The organism is Bradyrhizobium sp. 45 (assembly GCF_023073155.1).
Taxonomy (GTDB): Bacteria; Pseudomonadota; Alphaproteobacteria; order Rhizobiales; family Xanthobacteraceae; genus Bradyrhizobium; species Bradyrhizobium canariense_D.
In genome coordinates this window covers 27,957-47,909 of record NZ_JADPIX010000156.1, presented here as the reverse complement: position 1 = coordinate 47,909, position 19,953 = coordinate 27,957, and the positions used below count along the sequence as shown (strand labels likewise).

Here is a 19,953-nt window from a genome sequence, read left to right as displayed (position 1 = left end):
GGGCGGTGGCGGCGCTGCTGGGCGCGGCGGTGCCGCAGCCGGCGGAGGCGCTGCCGGCGGATGGGGAGGTGCAGCTGCGGGCGGCGGTGCGGCCGGGCGCGCGGGCGCCGCAGGCGGCGCGGCCGCTGGTGGTCCCTTCGGCGGCTGCTTCGGTTTTCCGTCAGGGCCGGTCTCTTGTGGCTGCGCCTGCGCGACGACAAGCGGCGGCGCGCCTTGTGCATGCGATGCGGAGCTTGCGAATTGCATCGCGGTCAGAGCCGTGGTGGCAAGCAGCACGAAACGAAGGTTGGTCATGTGGTGAACTTCCCCGGAAGGTTCTTTGACGAAGTGTTCGGATGAACAGCTACGCGTTAGGCCGGATTGTGGCGGACGAAGCGGACGCGGCCCGATTTATTTCTGCACGCAAATCACCTCACTATGGTGACGTTCATTGCGCATTCAGACGCAGGTTGCAATTGCCTCGGATCTGATGCGTCGCCTCATGCGCGATCCCGCGGCGGACTTGCATCCGTCGCGGGATTCGGCGTGAGCGGTCCGTTCGGTCCGCGTGATGGAATCTCTTCAGGCATGCGGCCCGGCAATTCGTCGGGCGGCGCTGGCGAGCCGGGCTCGCGCACCGGCGGTGCGATTTCAGGCTGCGGATTGCTCGGCGGAATCCCCGGCGGCGGTTCGGTGGGCGTACCGGGCGTCGACGGCGGTATCTCGGGCGGCTCGATCGGCATTACATAGAGACCTTGCGGTTGTCGCCGAGATCGGGGCGCGTGTTCGTCACCGCCGCGGCCGCCATCTTCACATAGGAAATCACGGTGCCGGGCGAGTCCCAGAACTCGGCATCGTCAGGCGTGACCTTGAGCACGCGGATGTTCGGATCTTCCGCAGAGTCCCACCACGCCTTGGCCGGCGTCGAGAACAGCTCCTTGATCTTGGCACGGTCATTGGAGATCATTGCGGTGCCCGTCAGCGACACGTATTTCTGGCTGCCGGCATCTGCGAACGACAGGTTGATGGACGGATTGCGCGCGATCTCCTCGTCCTTGTGACGCCGCGCGTCGGTGAGGAAATAAATCGTGTTCGCGTTGCGGTCGAGATAGGCGCTCATCGGCCGCGCGCGGAGCTTGTCGCCATCGCGCGTCACCAGCATCGCGAATCCGATCGTCTTCATCAGATCCCATACGCGGTCGACGTCGCGGGCATTGTCGTTGGCCATGTCGTGCTCCTTCTTGCAAGGGACGACAACGGCGCGCGCGGAACGAGGTTCCGGCCGAAGGATGGAACTTATCTATTCCGGCGCGTGGCAAACCGCCTCGATGTTGTGTCCATCAGGGTCGAGCACGAAGGCGCCGTAATAGGTCGGATGGTAATGCGCCCGGATGCCCGGCGGCCCGTTGTCGCGCCCGCCCGCTGCAATCGCCGCCTTGTAGAACGCGTCCACCGTGGCGCGGTCCTTCGCCAGAATCGCGACATGCACCGGCTTGTTCAGCGCGCCCTCGCCGCCGATCCAGAAATCCGGCTTGCCGTCGGCGCCGAAGCCGGCGGCTGGATCGTGTCCGGTCTGCTCCTGCGTGACCTCCATGATCAGGCTGTAGCCGAGCGGCGCCAATGCCTTGGCGTAGAACGCCTTGGCGCGCTCATAGTCGGAGACCGGGAAGCCCATATGGTCGATCATTCGTAACATCCGTTGTTCGTCGTCAGCGCGACAGGAACGTATTGCTCCGCGTCTTGCGCGCAACCACGAAACCGCGCGCGACCATGTCGGCGATACAATCGTCCCGCCATTCCTTTTGCGACAAATGCTCGATTACCACCGCGCGCGGCCATAGCAATTGCGGCGCGTCGCGGAAGAAGCCGATCAAAACGCGATCCTCGAAGCCCTCGACGTCGATCTTCAGCGCGTCCACCTTGGTGACGCCGGCCTCGCCGAGAATGCGCGTCAACCGCAGCGAGGGCACCTTGATCGCCTCGGCGCTGGCCGTGCCGGTGACGACATGCGTGGCACCGAGATTGTCGCCGCCGCTCTCGATCATCAGCTCGCCGTCGCTGTCGCCGGCGGCCGCCTGCACCAGGCGCACCTGCGTCGCTTTCGACGCGGCCTGGTTGAACGACAGCCGTCCAAACGTCATCGGATGCGGCTCGATGGCGATCACTTTGCCTGATGGCCCGACCTGTCGCGCCATCACCAGCGCGAAGGTGCCGACATTGGCGCCGACGTCGACGAACACGCCGCCCTCCGGGGTGTGCTGGCGCAGGAAGTCGAGCTCGTCGAGATTGTAATCGGGATTGAACAGCGCGCCGCGCTCGGTGGCGCTGCCCTGGTGATAGAAGCGGAACGATGCGCCCTGGTATTGCACGTCGATGGGACCACCGCGCAGCAGGTTCACCAATCGCGACAGCCAGGGCCGGAACGCGCCGCGCTTCAGCCCCGATTGTGTCGCGAGGCGAATGATCGCGGCCTGCGCCGCGTTCGGCGCAAACGCGCCGAACGGCGCGGACGAAGGGGCATTATCGGTCGCCAAGTCAAAGTCCTCGTTGCAAGCGGCGCATGCATAGCCGGTTTTGCCGGGGACTCCAACGCTCGATCCGGGCAACAATCTCTGGGTCGTCCCGGCCTTCGCCGGGACGACGAAGAAAAGAGACCGCCCCTCACGCCGCCTTTTTCGGCGCCTTGCGCTGGCGCAGGAAGCGGCCGAGCAGCTTGCGCTTGCCCTTGCGCGGGATCAGGTCGATATCGCTGACGAGTTTTGCGCCGCCCTTGCGGCGCTCCAGCACGATCTTGCGGCTGTGGAAGGCTTCCAGCTCGACACGATGCGCGACGCTGACGATGGTGGCCTTCGGCAGTTCGTCGGTGATCATCTTCATCATCTTGTCCTGGCTCTTCTCGTCGAGCGCCGAGGTCGCCTCGTCGAGCACGACGATATCCGGGTTGTGCAGCAACAACCGCGCGAAGGCGAGGCGCTGCTTCTCGCCGCCGGACAGCGTCTGGTCCCAGGGTGCTTCTTCCTCGATCTTCTCCTTGAGATGGTCGAGGCCGACCTTGTGCAGGGCCTCGCCGATCTCCTCGACCGTCCAGTCGTCTTCCGCGCCGGGATAGGCGACGGCACGACGCAAGGAGCCCGACGGCACGTAGGGTCGCTGTGGCAGCATGAACAGCCGCCGGTCGGGATGGAAATTGACGCTGCCGCCACCCCATGGCCAGAGCCCGGCGATGGCGCGCACCAGCGTGCTCTTGCCGGTGCCGGATTCGCCGGCCACCAGCAGCCGCTCGCCACGCTCGATCACCACCTCGGTCTCGCCGACCACGGCGGTGCCGTCATCGAGCGTGACGGAGAGATCCTTCAGCTCCAGCATGGCGTCATTGCTGGTCTCGCCGCGCTTGATGCGGCCGAAGCCGTCGCCCAGCTCGGCGCGCTCGAGGCCGTCGAGCGACATCATCAGCGAGGCGATGCGGCGAGCGCAGGCATTCCAGTCGGCGAGCCGCGGATAATTGTCGACCAACCAGCCGAACGCGCTCTGCACGATGGTGAAGGCGGAAGCCGCCTGCATCACCTGACCCAGCGTCATGCTGCCGTCGAGGAATTTCGGCGCGCACAGCAGAAGCGGCACGACCGGCGCAACGAGGCTCGATCCCTGCGACACCAGCGTGGTGCGCATGTGCTGACCCGCGAGCCGCGCCCATTGCCGCAGCACGTTGGTGAAATTGCGGTCGATGCCGTCGCGCTCCTCCTCCTCGCCGCCGAGCAGCGCGATGCTCTCGCCGTTCTCGCGCACGCGCGTCAGCGTGTAGCGGAAATCGGCCTCAGCCTGGTTCTTGTCCTCGGAGACCTGCACGAATTGGCGGCCGATCACCAGGATCGAGCCCGATGCGATTCCCGCATAGAGCATCGCGGCGATCACCAGGAAGCCGGGAATGGTCACCGACGATCCCGCAAGGGTGACGGTGAGCGCGCCGCCGATCGTCCAGAGCACGACGATGAAGGTCACGGCCGACAGCAGCGCGGACGTCACGCCGGCGAGAAAATCCACCGGAGAATCGGTCGCGACGCGCAGATCCTCCGCGATCCGGTATTCCGGATTCTTGTGGTCGCCGCTGACGAGATTGAGCTGGTAATAGCGGCCGTTGCCAAGCCAGCGCGTCAGCACGCTTGCCGTCAGCCACGCCCGCCAGCGCCGCTGGATGCCCATGCGCGCGAACACTTGTGCCACGCCGAGCACGATGCTGCCGATCGCGAGCGGGAAGAATACCGCGGTGAGATGGAAGACGGTGGACGCCTCGCGCTTCTCGATCGCGTCGAAGATCGCCCGATTCCAGACATTGATGCCGTATTGGAAGCCGACGGTGAGGACGATCAGCAGGCCGAGGCCGACGGAGTAGAGCCACGCAAGCCGGTCGCCGTTGCCGCCCCAGAAGCCGCGCGCGCTGATCCAGAAGCGGGTGAGGAGATAGTCCTTGCGGGCCTGCTCGGCCTCTTCAGGCGACAGCTCCGGGTCGGGCTCGACCAGCTCGGGCGGCGGCGGAGCCACTTCCCCGCCGGTCTCGCCGATGATTTCGACGATGGGCGGCTTCTTGCCCGATTCGCGTTTTCTGACCGGCTTTTGCATGGCCGGATAACGCAAGCTAAATCAAAAGGTTCCCGTAGGTTCCGGGCGTCAGCTCACTCGGCGGCGCCGTCGCGCACCCGGCGCCGCGCGACCCGGTGCAGCACGCGCGATAGCTGATCGATCGCGTAGGGCTTCTGCACGAGCTCGAAATCGACCTTGCCGTCCTGGGACAGCGCCTCGCTGTAGCCGGTGGTCAGCACGACCGGCACGCCGATGCCGCGGTCGCGGACCGCCTGCGCGAGATCGAGCCCGGTCATGCCGGGCATCACGATGTCCGAGAAAACGACATCGAAGCGATCGGCATCCATGACCAGCTCGGCGAGTGCATCGGTTGCGTTGTCGATCAGCGTGACGCTGTAGCCGAGCTCGGTGAGGCCGTCGGCCGCGAAATTGGCGAGTTCGATATTGTCCTCGACCAGCAGCACCGACATGCCGCTGCCGGCCACGGCCGGGGCCGTATTCGGTGCCTGCCGCTGCGGCAGCAAATCCGGCGCCACGCGCGGCAGGTAGAGCGAGAAGGTGCTGCCGTGGCCGACCTCGCTGGTGACTGTCACCTCGCCGCCGGACTGCCGGGCGAAGCCGAACACCTGCGATAGGCCGAGACCGGTGCCGTGGCCGATCTGCTTGGTGGTGAAGAACGGTTCGAAGATGCGCTCGAGCCGCGTAGCCGGAATGCCGATGCCGGTGTCGCTGACGGCAATGCCGACGAAACCGTGTTTGCCAGCAAGGTCACGGCCGCCTGAAAGATCAGGGTTGCCCGAGACGGGAGCCCGCGTGTCCGCAATGGTCGCCGCGGCCTCGACGTTGAAGACGATCCTGCCCTTGCCGTGCATGGCATCGCGCGCATTGGTCGCCATGTTGATCAACGCCGTCTCGAACTGGCTTGCATCGGCATTGACGAGGCAGGGCTCGGCCGGCAGCCGCATCGCGATTTCGATCGCGGGTCCGAGCAGCGTCGCGAGCATGTCGTGCAGCGACTGCAACCGCGCGCCGACGTCGAACACCTCCGGCTTCAAGGTCTGGCGGCGCGCGAAGGCGAGCAGCTGCGATGTCAGCTTGGCTGCGCGCCCGACCGCGTCTGCGATGGCCGTGATGTAGCGCTGGCGCCGCTCCTCGCTCAGCTGCGGCCGGTTCAGCAGGTCAACGGAGGCGCGAATCACGGTCAGGAGGTTGTTGAAGTCGTGCGCGACGCCGCCGGTGAGCTGGCCGAGCGCCTCAAGGCGCTGGCTGTGCTTGAGCGCCTCCTCGGCTTCGCGCCGCGCGGCGGCCTCGGCCTGGAGATGCTGGGTGCGCCGGAACGCGAACGCCAGCAGCAGAAACAGCAGCGCGGTGGCGGGAATGCCGAACACCAGATGCTGGCCCATGGTGGCGAACCAGCGCGCGCGGATCGCCGAGGTCTCCAACCCCGCGCTGACATAGATCGGGTATTCGGCGATGCGTCGGTAGCCGATGCGGCGCTCGACCTCGTCCCATGGCCAGGCAATGGTGATGAGGCCATGCTCGGGGTGAGCTGCGATGCTGCGGCCGACCGGCCCGTTAGGATCGAGCCTGAGGTCGCGATCCAGCCGCGGAAGATGCGCCAGCACCACGCCGTCGGTGCGTCCCATGGCGAGGAAGCTGCCAGGGTCGGAGCCGATCCGGGCATAAAAGCTCTCGAAATATTCCGGGAGGACAGAGGCCTGGATCACGCCGATGAAGCTGCCGTCGTCGGAGCCGCGGCGGCGGCTGACCCCGAAGAAGCGCGCGCCCTGATAGGGCTGGCGCGGCGTCAGGGGAACACCGATGTAGCTGCCGATGGTCTGGTCGACATGGGCGGCAAAGTAGTCGCGGTCCGCAAAGCTCTGCGCCGGCGGCGGCGAGGCCAGGCTGTTGACCAGCGACTTTCCGTCCGCATCGAAGATCCATGCCGATTTGAGCTGCGGCAGCGAATCGGAGAGTTGCTTCAGGCGGCGGTGCAGGGCCGGCTCGCGCGAGCGGATGATGTCGTCGGGCATGCCGCGCACCACCTCGTTGATCTCGGCGAGGCTGCGGTCGATGGTCTCGAACACCTTGAGCGCATGCTCATGCGCGACATCGAGGGTGCGCTCGATCTCGCGGTCGGCGATATCTTTCGTCGAGGTGTAGGAGATCGAGGCGGCGATCGCGAACAGCGCAATCGGCAGCGCCAGGGACGCAGCCATCATCCACTGCAGCAATCTCAGCGAATTGCGTTGTGCGCCCTGCACGGTCGCTCCGGTCCCACGCCGGAGAGCTTACTTGAATTTCGCGCCGGGAAGGAAGCGGCTTGTGGCGGGAACCAGAGGTTGCAACCCGCCTGCTTGCGCGCGCAGGGGTGCAGGCAAAATCTACTCGAACACCTGCCCGTCGTAGAATGCCCCGGCCGTTCCGGCCGGGGATCGCAGCATGAATGACGCCTAGATCTGGCGCTCGACCATCTTGAGCTTGAGCTCGGCGATGGCTTCCGCCGGGTTGAGGCCCTTCGGGCAGGCCTTGGCGCAGTTCATGATGGTGTGGCAGCGATAGAGGCGGAACGGGTCCTCGAGATTGTCGAGCCGCTCGCCGGTCGCCTCATCCCGCGAATCCGATACCCAGCGGTTGGCCTGGAGCAGCGCGGCGGGACCGAGGTAGCGCTCGCTGTTCCACCAATAGCTCGGGCAAGAGGTCGAGCAGCAGGCGCAGAGGATGCATTCATAGAGGCCGTCGAGCTTCTCGCGGTCTTCGTGGCTCTGCTTCCATTCCTTCTGCGGCGTCGGCGAGGTCGTCTTTAGCCACGGCTCGACCGAAGCGTATTGTGCATAGAAATTGGTGAGGTCGGGGATGAGGTCCTTCACGACAGGCTGGTGCGGCAGCGGATTGATCTTCACCGCGCCGTCCTTCACGTCGTGCATCGAGCGGGTACAGGCCAGGGTGTTCTGGCCGTCGATGTTCATCGCGCAGGAGCCGCAGACGCCTTCGCGGCAGGAGCGGCGGAAGGTCAGCGACGGGTCGATGTTGTTCTTGATCCAGATCAGGCCGTCCAGCACCATCGGCCCGCAATCATGGGTGTCGACGTAATAGGTGTCGACGCTGGGAGTCTTGCCGTCGTCCGGATTCCAGCGATAGACGCGGAATTCACGGACCTCAGTCGCGCCCGCGGGCTTCGGCCAGGTCTTGCCGCCTGATATCTTGGAGTTCTTCGGAAGTGCGAATTCAACCATTTCGATAAAGCTTTCGCTGTTCGCTCAGTACACGCGCGCCGTTTAGTAAACGCGAGCTTTGGGCGGGATGTACTGGACGTCGTTGGTCATGGTGTAGTCGTGAACGGGGCGGTACTCGATCTTGACCTTGCCGGAATCTTCCAGCCAGGCCAGCGTGTGCTTCATCCAGTTCTTGTCGTCGCGCTCGGAGAAGTCCTCGCGGGCATGCGCGCCACGGCTCTCGGTGCGGTTGGCGGCCGAGTTCATCGTCACCACCGCCTGCGAGATCAGATTGTCGAATTCGAGCGTCTCGATCAGGTCGGAATTCCACACCAGCGAGCGGTCGGATACGGCGATGTCGATGATGCCGCTATGGACCTTCTCGATCAGGTTCTGGCCTTCGCTCAGGATGTCGCCGGTGCGGAACACCGCGCAATTGTTCTGCATCACGTGCTGCATGCCTTCGCGCAGCTTCGCGGTCGGCGTGCCGCCGGAGGCGTAGCGGTAGTGGTCGAGCCGGCCGAGCGCCAGGTCGGACGAATTCGCCGGCAATTCCGGCTGGCTGGCGTTCGGCGTGAGCTTCTCGGCGAGGCGCAGCGCCGCGGCGCGTCCGAACACGACGAGGTCGATCAGCGAGTTGGAGCCGAGGCGGTTGGCGCCGTGCACGGAGACGCAGGCGGCCTCGCCGATCGCCATCAGGCCGGGGATGATGGCGTTGTCGTCGCCGTCCTTCTTGGTCAGGACTTCGCCGTGATAGTTCGTCGGGATGCCGCCCATGTTGTAATGCACGGTCGGCACAATTGGGATCGGCTCGCGCGTCACGTCGACATTGGCGAAGATCTTTGCGGATTCCGAGATGCCCGGCAGGCGTTCGGCCAGCACCGCGGGATCGAGATGGTCGAGATGAAGGAAGATGTGGTCCTTCTTCTTGCCGACACCGCGACCTTCGCGAATCTCGATGGTCATCGCGCGCGAGACGACGTCACGCGAGGCCAGATCCTTGGCGGAGGGCGCATAGCGCTCCATGAAGCGCTCGCCCTCGGAGTTGACGAGATAGCCGCCTTCGCCGCGCGCGCCTTCGGTGACGAGACAGCCCGAACCGTAGATGCCGGTCGGGTGGAACTGCACGAACTCCATGTCCTGCATCGGCAGACCGGCGCGCAGCACCATGCCGCCGCCGTCGCCGGTGCAGGTGTGCGCCGAGGTGCAGGATGCATAGGCGCGGCCATAGCCGCCGGTGGCGAGGATCACGGTCTGGGCGCGGAAGCGGTGCAGCGTGCCGTCATCGAGCTTGAGCGCGATAACGCCGCGGCAGGTGCCCTGGTCGTCCATGATCAGGTCGATGGCAAAGAACTCGATGAAGAACTCGGCCGCGTGACGCAGCGACTGGCCGTACATCGTGTGCAGCATGGCGTGGCCGGTGCGGTCGGCGGCGGCGCAGGTGCGCTGCGCCTGGCCCTTGCCGTAGTCCATGGTCATGCCGCCGAACGGGCGCTGGTAGATCTTGCCGTCTTCGGTGCGCGAGAACGGCACGCCCCAATGCTCGAGCTCGTAGACCGCCTCGGGCGCGTTGCGCACCATGTATTCGATCGCGTCCTGGTCGCCCAGCCAGTCCGACCCCTTCACGGTGTCGTACATGTGCCAGCGCCAGTCGTCCTTGTGCATGTTGCCGAGGGACGCCGAGATGCCGCCCTGCGCCGCGACGGTGTGCGAGCGGGTCGGAAACACTTTGGTGATGCAGGCGGTACGAAGACCGGCTTCGCTGCAGCCGACCACGGCGCGCAGGCCTGCGCCGCCGGCGCCGACCACGACGACATCATAGGTGTGATCTTCGATCGGATAGGCTTTGCCGTTGGTGGCGGGAGCGCCGTTGCCCTTGCCATTGGTCTCTGTGGCCATGGGTTTAGACTCCGGAGGAAAGTTTCAGGATCGCGTAGGTCGAGGCGAGCGCCACGGCGAACGAGAAGAAGTTGTTGAGCATGATCGAGATGAGCTTCAGCTTCTCGTTATGGATGTAGTCCTCGATCACGACCTGCATGCCGATCTTCATGTGCCAGGCGCTGGCGAAGATGAAGAGCAGCAGGATCACCGCGATCGGCAGCGAGCCGAGAATCTGTGCGGCGCCGGCCTGGTTGCGGCCGAGCAGCATCATCACGATCACGATCACGGGGATCATCAGCAGCGTCATGGCGACGCCGGTGATGCGCTGGCGCCAGAAATCGGAGGTGCCCGAATGCGCCGCGCCGAGATTGCGCACGCGGCCGAGCGGGGTGCGCATGGAGGAGCCCTGCGGGGCGCCGTGGGATTCGTCGAAACTCATCGTCCGCCTCCGATCGCGTAGGCGATGATCCAAATGAGGACCGTGAGCACGATGCCGCCGATCAGGGCGCCCCAGGTCAACGCTTCGCGCTCATTGGCCTTGAAGCCGTAGCCGAGGTCCCAGACGAAATGCCGGATGCCGCTGAGCATGTGGTGCATCAGCGCCCAGGTGTAGCCGAACACGATCAGGCGGCCGATGATGCTGCCGGTGAAGGCTTGGACGTGGCTATAGGCGGCGGGGCCGGAGGCCGCCGCAATCAGCCACCAGGCCAGCAGCAGCGTTCCGGCGTAGAGGGCAATTCCGGTGGCGCGATGGACGATGGAAAGCGCCATCGTCAGGGTCCAGCGGTAGGTCTGAATGTGCGGCGAAAGCGGTCGTTCGATCCGTGCGGTCATGGGCTTCAATTGCTTTATTGCGGCCCAGCATGGGGCGCGCGGGGATCGCGAAAGGTCGGCTCTATTTACGGAGTCGATTTCACCTGCGCAATCACCAAATCGCCATAAACCGAACTTGAGTTCAGCTCTAGGCCCTTGATGTAACAAGGCCAATCGGAGACTTGGTATACCAGAGGGGTGGCGCACCGGCTAAAGATAGAATATAAATTCACCTCTTGTAATGAGAACCCGAGACGCATTGAAATTACTATTGGAACGGCTCCAAGCCGCTGCGGGCCGGCCAGGGTTCGAGCCAGTCAGTTCATGACGTTCGAACCGGTAGGGATGGTCGGCAAGCAATCTCCAAGTTCCGCGAAGCGCGCCGATTTTTCGCGAGACGGGCGGATATGCGCAGTCCGCATCCCACCCCGGACCGGAGATGCGGCGGTCGACCCGACAAATCAGATCGCCTAGAGCATTGCGGGCAGCCGTTTCCGAGCGATGCATCGGAGAAGTTGCGACCCATCGCCGGGGCAGGTCAGGGGTGATTGCGGGACTTGATATCAAGGAGATCGCCGAACTCGCGCTGCTGCTGATCGCAACCGGCGCGCTCTCCGGATTTTTGGCCGGCGTGTTCGGCATCGGCGGCGGCGCGATTCTGGTGCCGGTGTTCTACGAGTGCTTCCGCATCGCCGGTGTGCCGCTCGAGGTGCGCATGCCGCTCTGCATCGGCACTTCGCTCGCTGTCATCATTCCGACCTCGATCCGTTCGTTCCAGGCGCACTACAGGCGCGGCGCCGTCGATCTTGCGATCCTCCGGGTCTGGTGGCTGCCGATCCTGATCGGCGTCGTCGCCGGCAGCGTGGTCGCGCGTTACGCGCCGGAGCGACTGTTCAAGATCGTGTTCGTCGCCGTCGCTTGGTCGGCCGCGGTACGGCTGATCTTCGCGCGCGAGAGCTGGAAGCTCGGCGATGATCTGCCGAAGGGCCCCTTGATGCGGATCTACGGCTTCTGCGTCGGCATTTTGTCGACGTTGATGGGCATCGGCGGTGGCCTGTTCTCGAACCTGCTGATGACGTTCTACGGCCGCCCGATCCACCAGGCAGTGGCGACATCGTCGGCGCTCGCGGTCTTGATCTCGATCCCCGGCGCGCTCGGCTACATCTATGCCGGTTGGCCTGCGGCGGTGAGCTACCCGGCCGTTGCAGCCCTGCAGGTCCCGTTCGCGCTCGGTTACGTCTCGCTGATCGGCGCGGTCCTGGTGATGCCAATGAGCCTTGTGACGGCACCGCTCGGTGTGAAGGCTGCGCATGCAATGTCGAAGCGGACGCTGGAAGTCGCGTTCGGGTGCTATCTGTTCATCGTCGGCAGCAGGTTTGTGATGAGCCTGGTGGGTGGGCACTAATTGACGGACCGGTCCTTCAATCTCACTTCGCTGTGGCCCCACATTTGAAGATTGCCTTGCGCCTCCAGGAGGTCGGCCTCAACCAACGCCTGAATGCGGGCCGCAAAGACCTCAAAATCGACGGGAGCCGCTAGCGCTTCTTCCTTTTCGACCCTCTCAACCGCGCAGTACAGGACCATTGCGAACTTCTGCCATCGCGACTTCATGACAGAGAAAATGACGCGATCCAAATCGGTCTCCAGCATAGAGGACGGAAGTGAAACGTCTTCCCACCGGAGTGTGCTGTCGATGGTGGCAGGCCGTCCCGGCGGTTCAAGATCCGGAAATCGCTTGTAGATCAATCGCAGAAGCTTGAATTGCAAATGGAAAACCGCCGTTACGAGCGGATCTGCAAACAGCTTTCGGCCGTCATCGCCAACATCGACGATCGCGGCCTCCGCTCGCCGGAATGCTGCGGCGGCATCGAGCAGGTGCTTGTGTATCTTCTTAGCTTGCTCTCGGTTCATGTCCCCCCAGCCCGGAGCAGTTGCGCCCCTATTTCTTCGCGTAAAGATCCTTGTACGTATCCCGCAGCACGTTCTTCTGCACCTTGCCCATGGTGTTGCGCGGCAGCTCGTCGACCACGAAGACCCGCTTGGGCATCTTGAACTTGGCCAGCCGGCCGTCGAGCGCCTTCAGCACCGCGGCCTCGGTCACATCGGCGCCCTTGTTGCAGACCAGCACCGCCGTGACGCCCTCGCCGAAATCAGCGTGGGGCACGCCGATCACGGCGGATTCGATCACGCCGGGCATGGCGTCGATCTCGCTCTCGATTTCCTTCGGGTAGACATTGAAGCCGCCGGAGATCACGAGATCCTTGCCGCGGCCGAGAATATGGACGTAACCCTTGGCGTCGATCTTGCCGAGGTCGCCGGTGATGAAGAAGCCGTCGTCGCGGAATTCCGCCTTGGTCTTCTCCGGCATGCGCCAATAGCCCTTGAACACGTTCGGGCCCTTGACCTCGATCATGCCGATTTCGTCACGGGGCAGCTCCTTGCCGGTCTCGGGATCGGTGACGCGTACGGACACGCCGGGGAGCGGAAAGCCGACCGCGCCGGGCACGCGCTCGCCGTCATAGGGATTCGACGTGTTCATGTTGGTCTCGGTCATGCCGTAGCGCTCGAGCACCGCGTGCCCCGTGCGCGCCGACCATTCGCGATGGGTTTCGGCGAGCAGCGGCGCCGAGCCCGAGACGAACAGCCGCATGTGCTTTGTGGTTTCGCGCGACAGCGCAGCGTTCTGGAGCAGACGGGTATAGAACGTCGGCACGCCCATCAGCACCGTGGCACGCGCCATCAGCTTGATGATCAGATCCGGGTCGAGCTTCGGCAGGAAGATCATCGATGCCCGCGCAAACAGCGTCACGTTGGTCGCCACGAACAGGCCGTGGGTGTGGTAGATCGGCAGTGCGTGGATCAGCACGTCCTTGTCGGTGAAGCGCCAGAAGCCGACGAGCGAGAGCGAGTTCGACGCCAGATTGTCGTGGGTCAACATCGCGCCCTTGGAGCGGCCGGTGGTGCCGGACGTGTAGAGGATCGCGGCGAGATCGTCGTTTGCGCGCGCCACCGTGGTGAATTCGCTGCTCGTCTTGTCGGCGGCGTCCGTCAGCGAGCCCTTGCCGTCAGGCCCGAGCGTCTCGACTTTGGCCTTCACCTTGGCGGCGATGGGGGCGAGGCCCTCCGCCTTGGCGGGATCGCAGACCACCAGCGAGGGCTCGGCATCGCCGATGAAGTAGTCGAGCTCGTTGAGCGTATAGGCGGTGTTGAGCGGCAGATAGACTGCGCCGGCCCGCACCGTGGCCAAATACAGCACGATGTTGGTCACGGACTTCTCGACCTGCACCGCAACGCGGTCGCCGGGCTTCACGCCGCGCGCGACCAGCACATTGGCCATCTGTCCGGCCCGGGCGATCAGATCACCATAGCTGATGCGGACCCCGTCATGCGTCTCGATCGCGAGGCGCTTCGGATCGTCGAGGCCGTCGAACAGGCGGGAAAACAGATTGGCGTTGGCAGCTTGGTTCATGCAAGATTTCCTCGACCGCAAGGCTTGACCGCAACGATCGTCAGAGGCCGGTCAAAACCGAGGGCTGGATTAGCAAAAACCGCCCCGATGAAGCAACGGAGACAGTTTGCATGACCAAAAACGGGAAACGCGTGGCCTGGGTGACAGGCGGGGGCAGCGGGATCGGGGAGGCCGGCGCCGAGGCGCTGGCGGCCGACGGCTGGACGGTGGTGGTTTCGGGCCGGCGCAAGGACGCCCTGGATACCGTGGTCGCGAAGATCGCCCAGACGGGCGGGGCCGCCGAGGCCATCGCGCTGGACGTGTCGGTCGCCGCCGCGGCCCAGAAGGCGGCTGATCAAATCGTTGCGAAGCACGGCCGGATCGACCTGCTGGTGAACAATGCCGGCATCAATGTCCCTAAGCGGAGCTGGAAGGACATGGAACTGGAGGGCTGGGACCAGCTGGTCCAGGTCAATCTCAACGGCGTGCTCTATTGCATGCGCGCGGTGCTGCCGACGATGCGCAAGCAGCAGGACGGCTCCATCATCAACGTCTCGTCCTGGGCCGGCCGCCACGTCTCGAAAATGCCGGGCCCGGCCTACACCACGACCAAGCATGCGGTGCTGGCGCTGACGCATTCCTTCAACATGGACGAATGCGTCAACGGCTTGCGCGCCTGCTGCCTGATGCCGGGCGAGGTGGCGACCCCGATCCTGAAGCTGCGCCCGGTGGTACCGAGCGAGGAGGAGCAGGCCAGGATGCTGCAATCCGAAGATCTCGGCCGCACCATCGCGTTCATCGCGAGCATGCCGGCGCGGGTGTGCATCAATGAACTGCTGATCAGCCCGACGCATAATCGCGGGTTTATCCAGACGCCGCACAACAGGGATTGAGCGGCAGGTAGATCGTCGAGGCGCGTCATTGCGAGCGAAGCGAAGCAATCCAGCGGTGCATCCGCGGTGGCAGCCTGGATCGCTTCGTCGCTTCGCTCCTCGCAATGACGCCCCCCACGGAGAACCACGCACTTAGTTTCACCCATCACAAAGAAGTTTTGTTCGAAACCGCTTCGCAAACGCTCCCGTAGTTCGAGCCAACGACGGCGCTGCTGCTTCACACTCGCAGGTCGCAGCCACTGTTGTTGCCCAACTCGAACGCCGGCAATCGCCGGTCACAATCCAATCGGGAGACCCTCCATGTCGAAGCGTATTGCCTATCTCACCGCTGCGGCCTTCAGCGCGCTGGCCATCACCGCGACCGTCGTCGCGCCCGCCCGCGCCGAGGAAAAGACCGTCATGGTCGGCGGCGCCGCGATGTTCCCGTCCAAGAACATCGTCCAGAACGCCGTCAACTCGAAGGACCACACCACGCTGGTGGCGGCGGTGAAGGCGGCCGGCCTGGTGCCGACGCTGGAAGGCAAGGGTCCGTTCACGGTGTTCGCGCCGACCAACGCCGCCTTCGGCAAGCTGCCGGCCGGCACCGTCGACACTCTGGTGAAGCCCGAGAACAAGGCGACGCTGACCAAGATCCTCACCTACCATGTCGTGCCCGGCAAGCTCGAGGCGTCCGACCTCACCGACGGCAAGAAGATGAAGACCGCCGAAGGCGAGGAGCTGACGGTGAAGAAGCAGGACGGCAAGGTCTGGATCCTCGACGCCAAGGGCGGTACCTCGATGGTGACGATCTCCAATGTCAACCAGTCGAACGGTGTAATCCATGTGGTCGACACCGTGCTGATGCCGGCGACGTAAACACCGCGCCGTCCGGCTTCATCCCCGAACCGGATGCGACGAAATGGCGAGCCGGGGGTACCCGGCTCGCTTTATTGTGACCACGATAGCCAGCCGACATGGATTCGATGCCGAACAGGGCGTAACGAAAGCGGAAGCATCGGCGTATAATTGCTGTCAGACGATGTTCAGGACGGAACCGCCATGTCGAGCCTCACAGTCACCGACGAGCAGGTCAGCGCCACCCCGGCCAAAGTGATCCAGCCGGCCTGGGTCCGGGTCATGCACTGGATCAACGCTTTCGCCATGATCCTGATGATCCTGTCGGGTTGGCAGATCTACAACGCCTCGCCGCTGTTCGGTTTCAGCTTTCCGCGCGAGTACACGCTCGGCGGCTGGCTCGGTGGCGGCCTGCTCTGGCACTTTGCGGCGATGTGGCTGTTGATGATCAACGGCCTTGCCTATCTCGTCACCGGCCTTGCCACCGGCCGCTTCCGGAAAAAACTGCTGCCGATCACCCCATCCGGCGTGCTCCACGACGTCAGGGCTGCGCTGACCTTCAAGCTCGGCCATGCCGATCTCTCCGTCTACAATTACGTCCAGCGCGTGCTCTATGCCGGCATCATATTGATCGGCGTGATCATCGTGCTGTCGGGGCTGGGAATGTGGAAACCGGTGCAACTGCACTGGCTCGTGTCCCTGTTCGGCGACTATCCGACCGCGCGCTACATCCATTTCTTCTGCATGGCCGCGATCTGCGCCTTCCTGGTCATTCATGTTTTACTCGCGCTGCTGGTGCCGAAGAGCCTGCGCGCGATGATCATCGGCCGTTGAGTGGAGAGAGAGTCATGGCGAAGCGCTCATTCCTGATCCCGGGCGTCGACAAGCGGCTGCTGATCAAGGATTCCATCAAGACGATGCCAGAGGTCAGCCGCCGCCGCTTCATCGCGGGCGGCGCAAGCCTCGGGGCGCTGACGCTGCTCACCGGCTGCGACGTGATCGACTCGTCCTCCGCGGAGGAGATGCTGAAGTCGGTTTCGAAATTCAACGATGCCGTGCAGGATTTCATCTTCAATCCCGACGCGCTGGCGCCGACGTTTCCCGAGAGCGCGATCACAAAACCGTTTCCGTTCAACGCCTATTACGATCTCGACGACGCGCCCGATGTCGACGGTGCCGACTGGAAGCTCGAAGTCCGCGGTCTCGTCGAGAACAAGAAGTCGTGGACGCTTCCCGAGCTGTACAAGCTGCCGCAGGCTACGCAGATCACCCGTCACATCTGCGTCGAGGGCTGGAGCGCGATCGGCAGCTGGACCGGTACACCCATGCGCGACTTCCTTAAGCTGATCGGCGCCGACACCCGCGCAAAGTATGTCTGGTTCCAGTGCGCCGACAAGGACGGCTACAATTCTCCGCTCGACATGCGCACCGCGCTGCATCCGCAGACCCAGATGACGTTCAAATATGCGGGCGAAATCCTGCCGCGCGCCTACGGCTTCCCGATGAAGATCCGCGTGCCGACCAAGCTCGGCTTCAAGAACCCGAAATACGTGGTGTCGATGGAAGTCACCAACGACTACAAGGGCGGCTATTGGGAAGACCAGGGGTACAATTCGTTCAGCGGAAGCTAGCTGTTGTCGTCCCGGCGAAGGCCGGGGCCCATACCGCGAGGTCTATCGATTTTCGCTAGATGCCAATCCCGAACGACCAGTCTTCCCCAAAATGCTCCCTGTGGTTATGGGTCCCGGCCTTCGCCGGGACGACACTTGTTATGAGGCCGGCTCCACTTTCCGCTGGCACAGCGCGGCAACCGCGCCCAGCGCCAGCAGCGCCGCCGACACATTCAGCGCGTAACTCAAGCTCCCCAGCGCGTCCGTGATCGCGCCGACCACGATCGGGCCCAGCGTCTGGCCGACGCCGAACGAGATCGTCATCGCCGCGATCGCGGTCGGCCACACCTCGGGCGGATAGTTGAAGCGCACGAAGGCGGTGGTCGAGCCGACTACGGCGAAGAAGGCGACGCCGAACACGATCGCCGAGACCGCGAGCCATGCCGGCGAATGCCCGAGCATCGGCAGGGCGGCGCCGAGCGCGTTGGTGCCGAGGATGATGGCGGTGGCAAGACCACCGCGATCGAGCGCGAGCACGCGGCGCCAGGCCCACGGCGTGACGAAGGCGCTCAAGCCAATCAGGCTCCAGAACGCGGCCTGCGCTGCGGCCCCGCCGCCGCCGTCGCGCACATAGGCGATCATGAAGGTCATGTAGGCGATGTAACCCGCGCCAAACAGGAAGTAGCCGGCGAGGTAGATCAGCACCGGAAAAATGGCGAAGGCGCCGTGGCCGCCTTGCGAGAAACGCACGCCGCTCTCGATGCGGACCAGGAACAGCGGCACGGTCATGACGACAGACAGCAGCGTCATCGCCCACCACACGATCCACCACGAGCCCGGCCCGAAATATTGCAGCGTGAACGGGGCGATCAGGCCCGAGGCGAGAATGCCGATGCCGGGTCCGGCATAGAACAGGCTCAGCAGGAAATTGGCCCGCTCCGGGCGCGACTGCGCAATGGAAGCGGCCAGCGCGCCGCCGGCGACGAAACCGGCCGCGGCGCCAACGCCCAGCACGAGACGGGCCAGGCTCAGCGCAACGAAGTTCCCGGTCAGCGCGCAAGTCGCAAGCGCGGCGACGCAGGCCAGGGTTCCGCCACGGATCGCGGCCGACCAGCCGACCCGTTCGATCAACCGGGATGCCACAAGCGCGCCCGCGAGGTAGCCGACGGCGTTGATGGTGTTCATGAAACCGGCCGCCGAGTAGGACCAGCCGAGGTCCTCCCGCATGTCGGGCAGCACCAGCGAATAGGCGAAGCGGCCGATACCCAGCCCAACCGTCGCAGCCAGCGACAGGGTCAGGATCAGCCGCGCGGGATGGGCGTCGGGCGGGGGACGTTCAGGGGCGTGCAAATGGGTACTCCGGCATGCGCAGTGTGGCAGGCCCTGCCCGCGTTGCACAGAACCGAAGCGGCAATGGTGTCTTGCCAAGCACGCAACGCCGCTCTAGCACTCCGGCCGAAATCGACCTCAGAGGAAACGACCATGGCGACCCACAAACTGCTGCTGCTTCCCGGCGACGGTATCGGCCCCGAGGTGATGGGCGAGGTGAAGCGGCTGATCGACTGGCTCAGTTCGGCGGGGATCGCCAAGTTCGAGACCGACACCGGCCTCGTTGGCGGTTCGGCCTATGACGCACACAAGGTGTCGATCTCGGAAGGCGACATGGCCAAGGCCAAGGAGGCCGACGCCATCATCTTCGGTGCGGTCGGCGGTCCCAAATGGGACGCGGTGCCCTACGAGGTGCGCCCCGAAGCCGGCCTACTGCGCCTGCGCAAGGATCTCGGTCTGTTCGCCAACCTCCGTCCCGCGGTCTGCTACCCGGCGCTGGCGGAGGCCTCCAGCCTGAAGCGCGAGGCGGTCGAGGGCCTCGACATCATGATCGTGCGCGAACTCACCGGCGGCGTCTATTTCGGCGAGCCCAAGACCATCACCGATCTCGGCAACGGCCAGAAGCGCGCCATCGATACCCAGGTCTACGACACCTATGAGATCGAGCGCATCGGCCGCGTCGCCTTCGAGCTTGCGAAGAAGCGCAAGAACAAGGTGACGTCGATGGAGAAGCGCAACGTCATGAAGTCGGGCGTGCTCTGGAATGAGGTCATGACCCAGGTCCACAAGCGCGAATATCCCGACGTCACGCTCGAGCATCAGCTCGCCGATTCCGGCGGCATGATGCTGGTGAAATGGCCGAAGCAGTTCGACGTCATCGTCACCGACAATCTGTTCGGCGACATGCTGTCCGACATTGCTGCGATGTTGACGGGATCGCTCGGCATGCTGCCCTCGGCCTCGCTCGGCGAGGTCGACGTCAAGAGCAAGAAGCGCAAGGCGCTGTACGAGCCCGTGCACGGCTCGGCGCCTGATATCGCAGGCCAGGGCCTCGCCAATCCGATCGCGATGATCTCGTCCTTCGGCATGGCGCTGCGCTACTCCTTCGACATGGGCGCGCTCGCCGACAAGGTCGACGCCGCGATCGCCGCGGTGCTGGCCAGCGGCCTGCGCACCGCCGACATCAAGTCGGAAGGCACCACTGCCGCCTCGACCACGCAGATGGGCGAAGCGATCTTGAAGGAATTGCAGAAGCTGCACGCTTAGAGCCGTAGCCCGGATGGAGCGAAGCGAAATCCGGCGTTCTTCCCGCGTGTCGAAAATCCCGGATTGCGCTTCGCTCCATCCGGGCTACACGACAAACAAAAATGGCC

Annotated in this window: 19 protein-coding genes and 1 pseudogene; 6 read left to right on the top strand and 14 right to left on the bottom strand. The window is 64.4% G+C overall.

Going from position 1 to position 19,953, the window contains the following annotated elements; translation table 11 throughout:
- The 11 genes and pseudogenes from IVB42_RS41710 to sdhC all read right to left on the bottom strand — a co-directional run.
- Positions 1-294: pseudogene (locus tag IVB42_RS41710) on the bottom strand (OmpA family protein); the annotation flags it as partial.
- Between the two features lie 185 nt (positions 295-479).
- Entirely contained in the window at positions 480-722 is a 243-nt protein-coding gene (locus IVB42_RS41705) for a hypothetical protein (protein ID WP_018459772.1), read from the bottom strand.
- The gene (locus IVB42_RS41700) at positions 722-1,207 is read right to left on the bottom strand and encodes a pyridoxamine 5'-phosphate oxidase family protein (RefSeq protein ID WP_018459773.1); all 486 of its coding nucleotides are present in this window, start codon (positions 1,205-1,207) and stop codon (positions 722-724) included. Before IVB42_RS41700 ends, IVB42_RS41705 begins: the two co-directional genes overlap by 1 nt.
- Before the next feature lie 72 nt (positions 1,208-1,279).
- Positions 1,280-1,666: a VOC family protein gene (locus IVB42_RS41695; RefSeq protein ID WP_007598770.1), complete on the bottom strand. Its 387-nt coding sequence runs from the start codon at positions 1,664-1,666 to the stop codon at positions 1,280-1,282.
- A 22-nt stretch (positions 1,667-1,688) separates the two neighbouring features.
- On the bottom strand, positions 1,689-2,513 hold the full coding sequence (locus IVB42_RS41690) for an FkbM family methyltransferase (protein ID WP_018459774.1): 825 nt from the start codon (positions 2,511-2,513) through the stop codon (positions 1,689-1,691).
- Between the two features lie 127 nt (positions 2,514-2,640).
- Entirely contained in the window at positions 2,641-4,596 is a 1,956-nt protein-coding gene (locus IVB42_RS41685; protein WP_026233875.1) for an ABC transporter ATP-binding protein/permease, read from the bottom strand.
- A gap of 53 nt (positions 4,597-4,649) precedes the next feature.
- Complete coding sequence (locus IVB42_RS41680) at positions 4,650-6,821, bottom strand: hybrid sensor histidine kinase/response regulator (RefSeq protein WP_247295784.1); 2,172 nt, start codon at positions 6,819-6,821, stop codon at positions 4,650-4,652.
- 189 nt (positions 6,822-7,010) lie between these two features.
- A complete protein-coding gene (locus tag IVB42_RS41675; RefSeq protein WP_018459776.1) occupies positions 7,011-7,793 on the bottom strand; it encodes a succinate dehydrogenase iron-sulfur subunit in 783 nt (260 codons plus the stop codon).
- A 42-nt stretch (positions 7,794-7,835) separates the two neighbouring features.
- Positions 7,836-9,671, bottom strand: a complete 1,836-nt coding sequence (sdhA, locus tag IVB42_RS41670; protein WP_018459777.1) for a succinate dehydrogenase flavoprotein subunit — start codon at positions 9,669-9,671, stop codon at positions 7,836-7,838.
- Positions 9,672-9,675: 4 nt separating this feature from the next.
- Entirely contained in the window at positions 9,676-10,092 is a 417-nt protein-coding gene (gene sdhD / locus IVB42_RS41665; protein WP_247472218.1) for a succinate dehydrogenase, hydrophobic membrane anchor protein, read from the bottom strand.
- Positions 10,089-10,487, bottom strand: coding sequence for a succinate dehydrogenase, cytochrome b556 subunit (sdhC, locus tag IVB42_RS41660; protein ID WP_018459778.1), 399 nt, complete (start codon positions 10,485-10,487; stop codon positions 10,089-10,091). The genes sdhD and sdhC overlap by 4 nt, the downstream gene beginning before the upstream one ends.
- A 523-nt stretch (positions 10,488-11,010) precedes the next feature.
- Here sdhC and IVB42_RS41655 point away from each other — a divergent pair.
- The gene (locus IVB42_RS41655; RefSeq protein WP_018459779.1) at positions 11,011-11,871 is read left to right on the top strand and encodes a sulfite exporter TauE/SafE family protein; all 861 of its coding nucleotides are present in this window, start codon (positions 11,011-11,013) and stop codon (positions 11,869-11,871) included.
- On the opposite strand, the gene IVB42_RS41650 is transcribed toward IVB42_RS41655, so the two are convergent.
- On the bottom strand, positions 11,868-12,377 hold the full coding sequence (locus IVB42_RS41650; RefSeq protein WP_247393737.1) for a hypothetical protein: 510 nt from the start codon (positions 12,375-12,377) through the stop codon (positions 11,868-11,870). The two genes, IVB42_RS41655 and IVB42_RS41650, sit on opposite strands and share 4 nt — an antisense overlap.
- A gap of 28 nt (positions 12,378-12,405) precedes the next feature.
- Complete coding sequence (locus tag IVB42_RS41645; protein ID WP_018459781.1) at positions 12,406-13,935, bottom strand: malonyl-CoA synthase; 1,530 nt, start codon at positions 13,933-13,935, stop codon at positions 12,406-12,408.
- A 110-nt stretch (positions 13,936-14,045) separates the two neighbouring features.
- Between IVB42_RS41645 and IVB42_RS41640 the strand changes: the two genes are divergently transcribed.
- From IVB42_RS41640 to IVB42_RS41625, 4 genes are all read left to right on the top strand, one after another.
- Complete coding sequence (locus tag IVB42_RS41640) at positions 14,046-14,807, top strand: SDR family NAD(P)-dependent oxidoreductase (protein WP_018459782.1); 762 nt, start codon at positions 14,046-14,048, stop codon at positions 14,805-14,807.
- Positions 14,808-15,107: 300 nt separating this feature from the next.
- The gene (locus IVB42_RS41635) at positions 15,108-15,662 is read left to right on the top strand and encodes a fasciclin domain-containing protein (protein WP_018459783.1); all 555 of its coding nucleotides are present in this window, start codon (positions 15,108-15,110) and stop codon (positions 15,660-15,662) included.
- A gap of 183 nt (positions 15,663-15,845) precedes the next feature.
- The gene (locus IVB42_RS41630) at positions 15,846-16,475 is read left to right on the top strand and encodes a cytochrome b/b6 domain-containing protein (protein ID WP_018459784.1); all 630 of its coding nucleotides are present in this window, start codon (positions 15,846-15,848) and stop codon (positions 16,473-16,475) included.
- 14 nt (positions 16,476-16,489) lie between these two features.
- Positions 16,490-17,272, top strand: coding sequence for a molybdopterin-dependent oxidoreductase (locus tag IVB42_RS41625; RefSeq protein WP_204512876.1), 783 nt, complete (start codon positions 16,490-16,492; stop codon positions 17,270-17,272).
- A gap of 138 nt (positions 17,273-17,410) precedes the next feature.
- Here IVB42_RS41625 and IVB42_RS41620 read toward each other — a convergent pair whose 3' ends face one another.
- Positions 17,411-18,601 carry a YbfB/YjiJ family MFS transporter gene (locus tag IVB42_RS41620; RefSeq protein ID WP_018459786.1) on the bottom strand — a complete coding sequence of 397 codons (1,191 nt, stop codon included), beginning with the start codon at positions 18,599-18,601 and terminating at the stop codon, positions 17,411-17,413.
- Positions 18,602-18,733: 132 nt separating this feature from the next.
- Between IVB42_RS41620 and leuB the strand changes: the two genes are divergently transcribed.
- Positions 18,734-19,846: a 3-isopropylmalate dehydrogenase gene (gene leuB, locus IVB42_RS41615; RefSeq protein ID WP_018459787.1), complete on the top strand. Its 1,113-nt coding sequence runs from the start codon at positions 18,734-18,736 to the stop codon at positions 19,844-19,846.
- Positions 19,847-19,953: the final 107 nt, after the last annotated feature.

What these genes read in the sequence shown, in the direction of transcription:
- IVB42_RS41650 (WP_247393737.1), bottom strand. Translation starts at nt 12,377, where the DNA reads ATGAACCGAGAGCAAGCTAAGAAGATACACAAGCACCTGCTCGATGCC.
- IVB42_RS41625 (WP_204512876.1), top strand. Translation starts at nt 16,490, where the DNA reads ATGGCGAAGCGCTCATTCCTGATCCCGGGCGTCGACAAGCGGCTGCTG.
- IVB42_RS41645 (WP_018459781.1), bottom strand. Translation starts at nt 13,935, where the DNA reads ATGAACCAAGCTGCCAACGCCAATCTGTTTTCCCGCCTGTTCGACGGC.
- IVB42_RS41640 (WP_018459782.1), top strand. Translation starts at nt 14,046, where the DNA reads ATGACCAAAAACGGGAAACGCGTGGCCTGGGTGACAGGCGGGGGCAGC.
- IVB42_RS41675 (WP_018459776.1), bottom strand. Translation starts at nt 7,793, where the DNA reads ATGGTTGAATTCGCACTTCCGAAGAACTCCAAGATATCAGGCGGCAAG.
- IVB42_RS41685 (WP_026233875.1), bottom strand. Translation starts at nt 4,596, where the DNA reads ATGCAAAAGCCGGTCAGAAAACGCGAATCGGGCAAGAAGCCGCCCATC.
- IVB42_RS41695 (WP_007598770.1), bottom strand. Translation starts at nt 1,666, where the DNA reads ATGATCGACCATATGGGCTTCCCGGTCTCCGACTATGAGCGCGCCAAG.
- IVB42_RS41635 (WP_018459783.1), top strand. Translation starts at nt 15,108, where the DNA reads ATGTCGAAGCGTATTGCCTATCTCACCGCTGCGGCCTTCAGCGCGCTG.
- IVB42_RS41705 (WP_018459772.1), bottom strand. Translation starts at nt 722, where the DNA reads ATGCCGATCGAGCCGCCCGAGATACCGCCGTCGACGCCCGGTACGCCC.
- sdhA (WP_018459777.1), bottom strand. Translation starts at nt 9,671, where the DNA reads ATGGCCACAGAGACCAATGGCAAGGGCAACGGCGCTCCCGCCACCAAC.
- sdhD (WP_247472218.1), bottom strand. Translation starts at nt 10,092, where the DNA reads ATGAGTTTCGACGAATCCCACGGCGCCCCGCAGGGCTCCTCCATGCGC.
- IVB42_RS41700 (WP_018459773.1), bottom strand. Translation starts at nt 1,207, where the DNA reads ATGGCCAACGACAATGCCCGCGACGTCGACCGCGTATGGGATCTGATG.
- IVB42_RS41630 (WP_018459784.1), top strand. Translation starts at nt 15,846, where the DNA reads ATGTCGAGCCTCACAGTCACCGACGAGCAGGTCAGCGCCACCCCGGCC.
- leuB (WP_018459787.1), top strand. Translation starts at nt 18,734, where the DNA reads ATGGCGACCCACAAACTGCTGCTGCTTCCCGGCGACGGTATCGGCCCC.
- sdhC (WP_018459778.1), bottom strand. Translation starts at nt 10,487, where the DNA reads ATGACCGCACGGATCGAACGACCGCTTTCGCCGCACATTCAGACCTAC.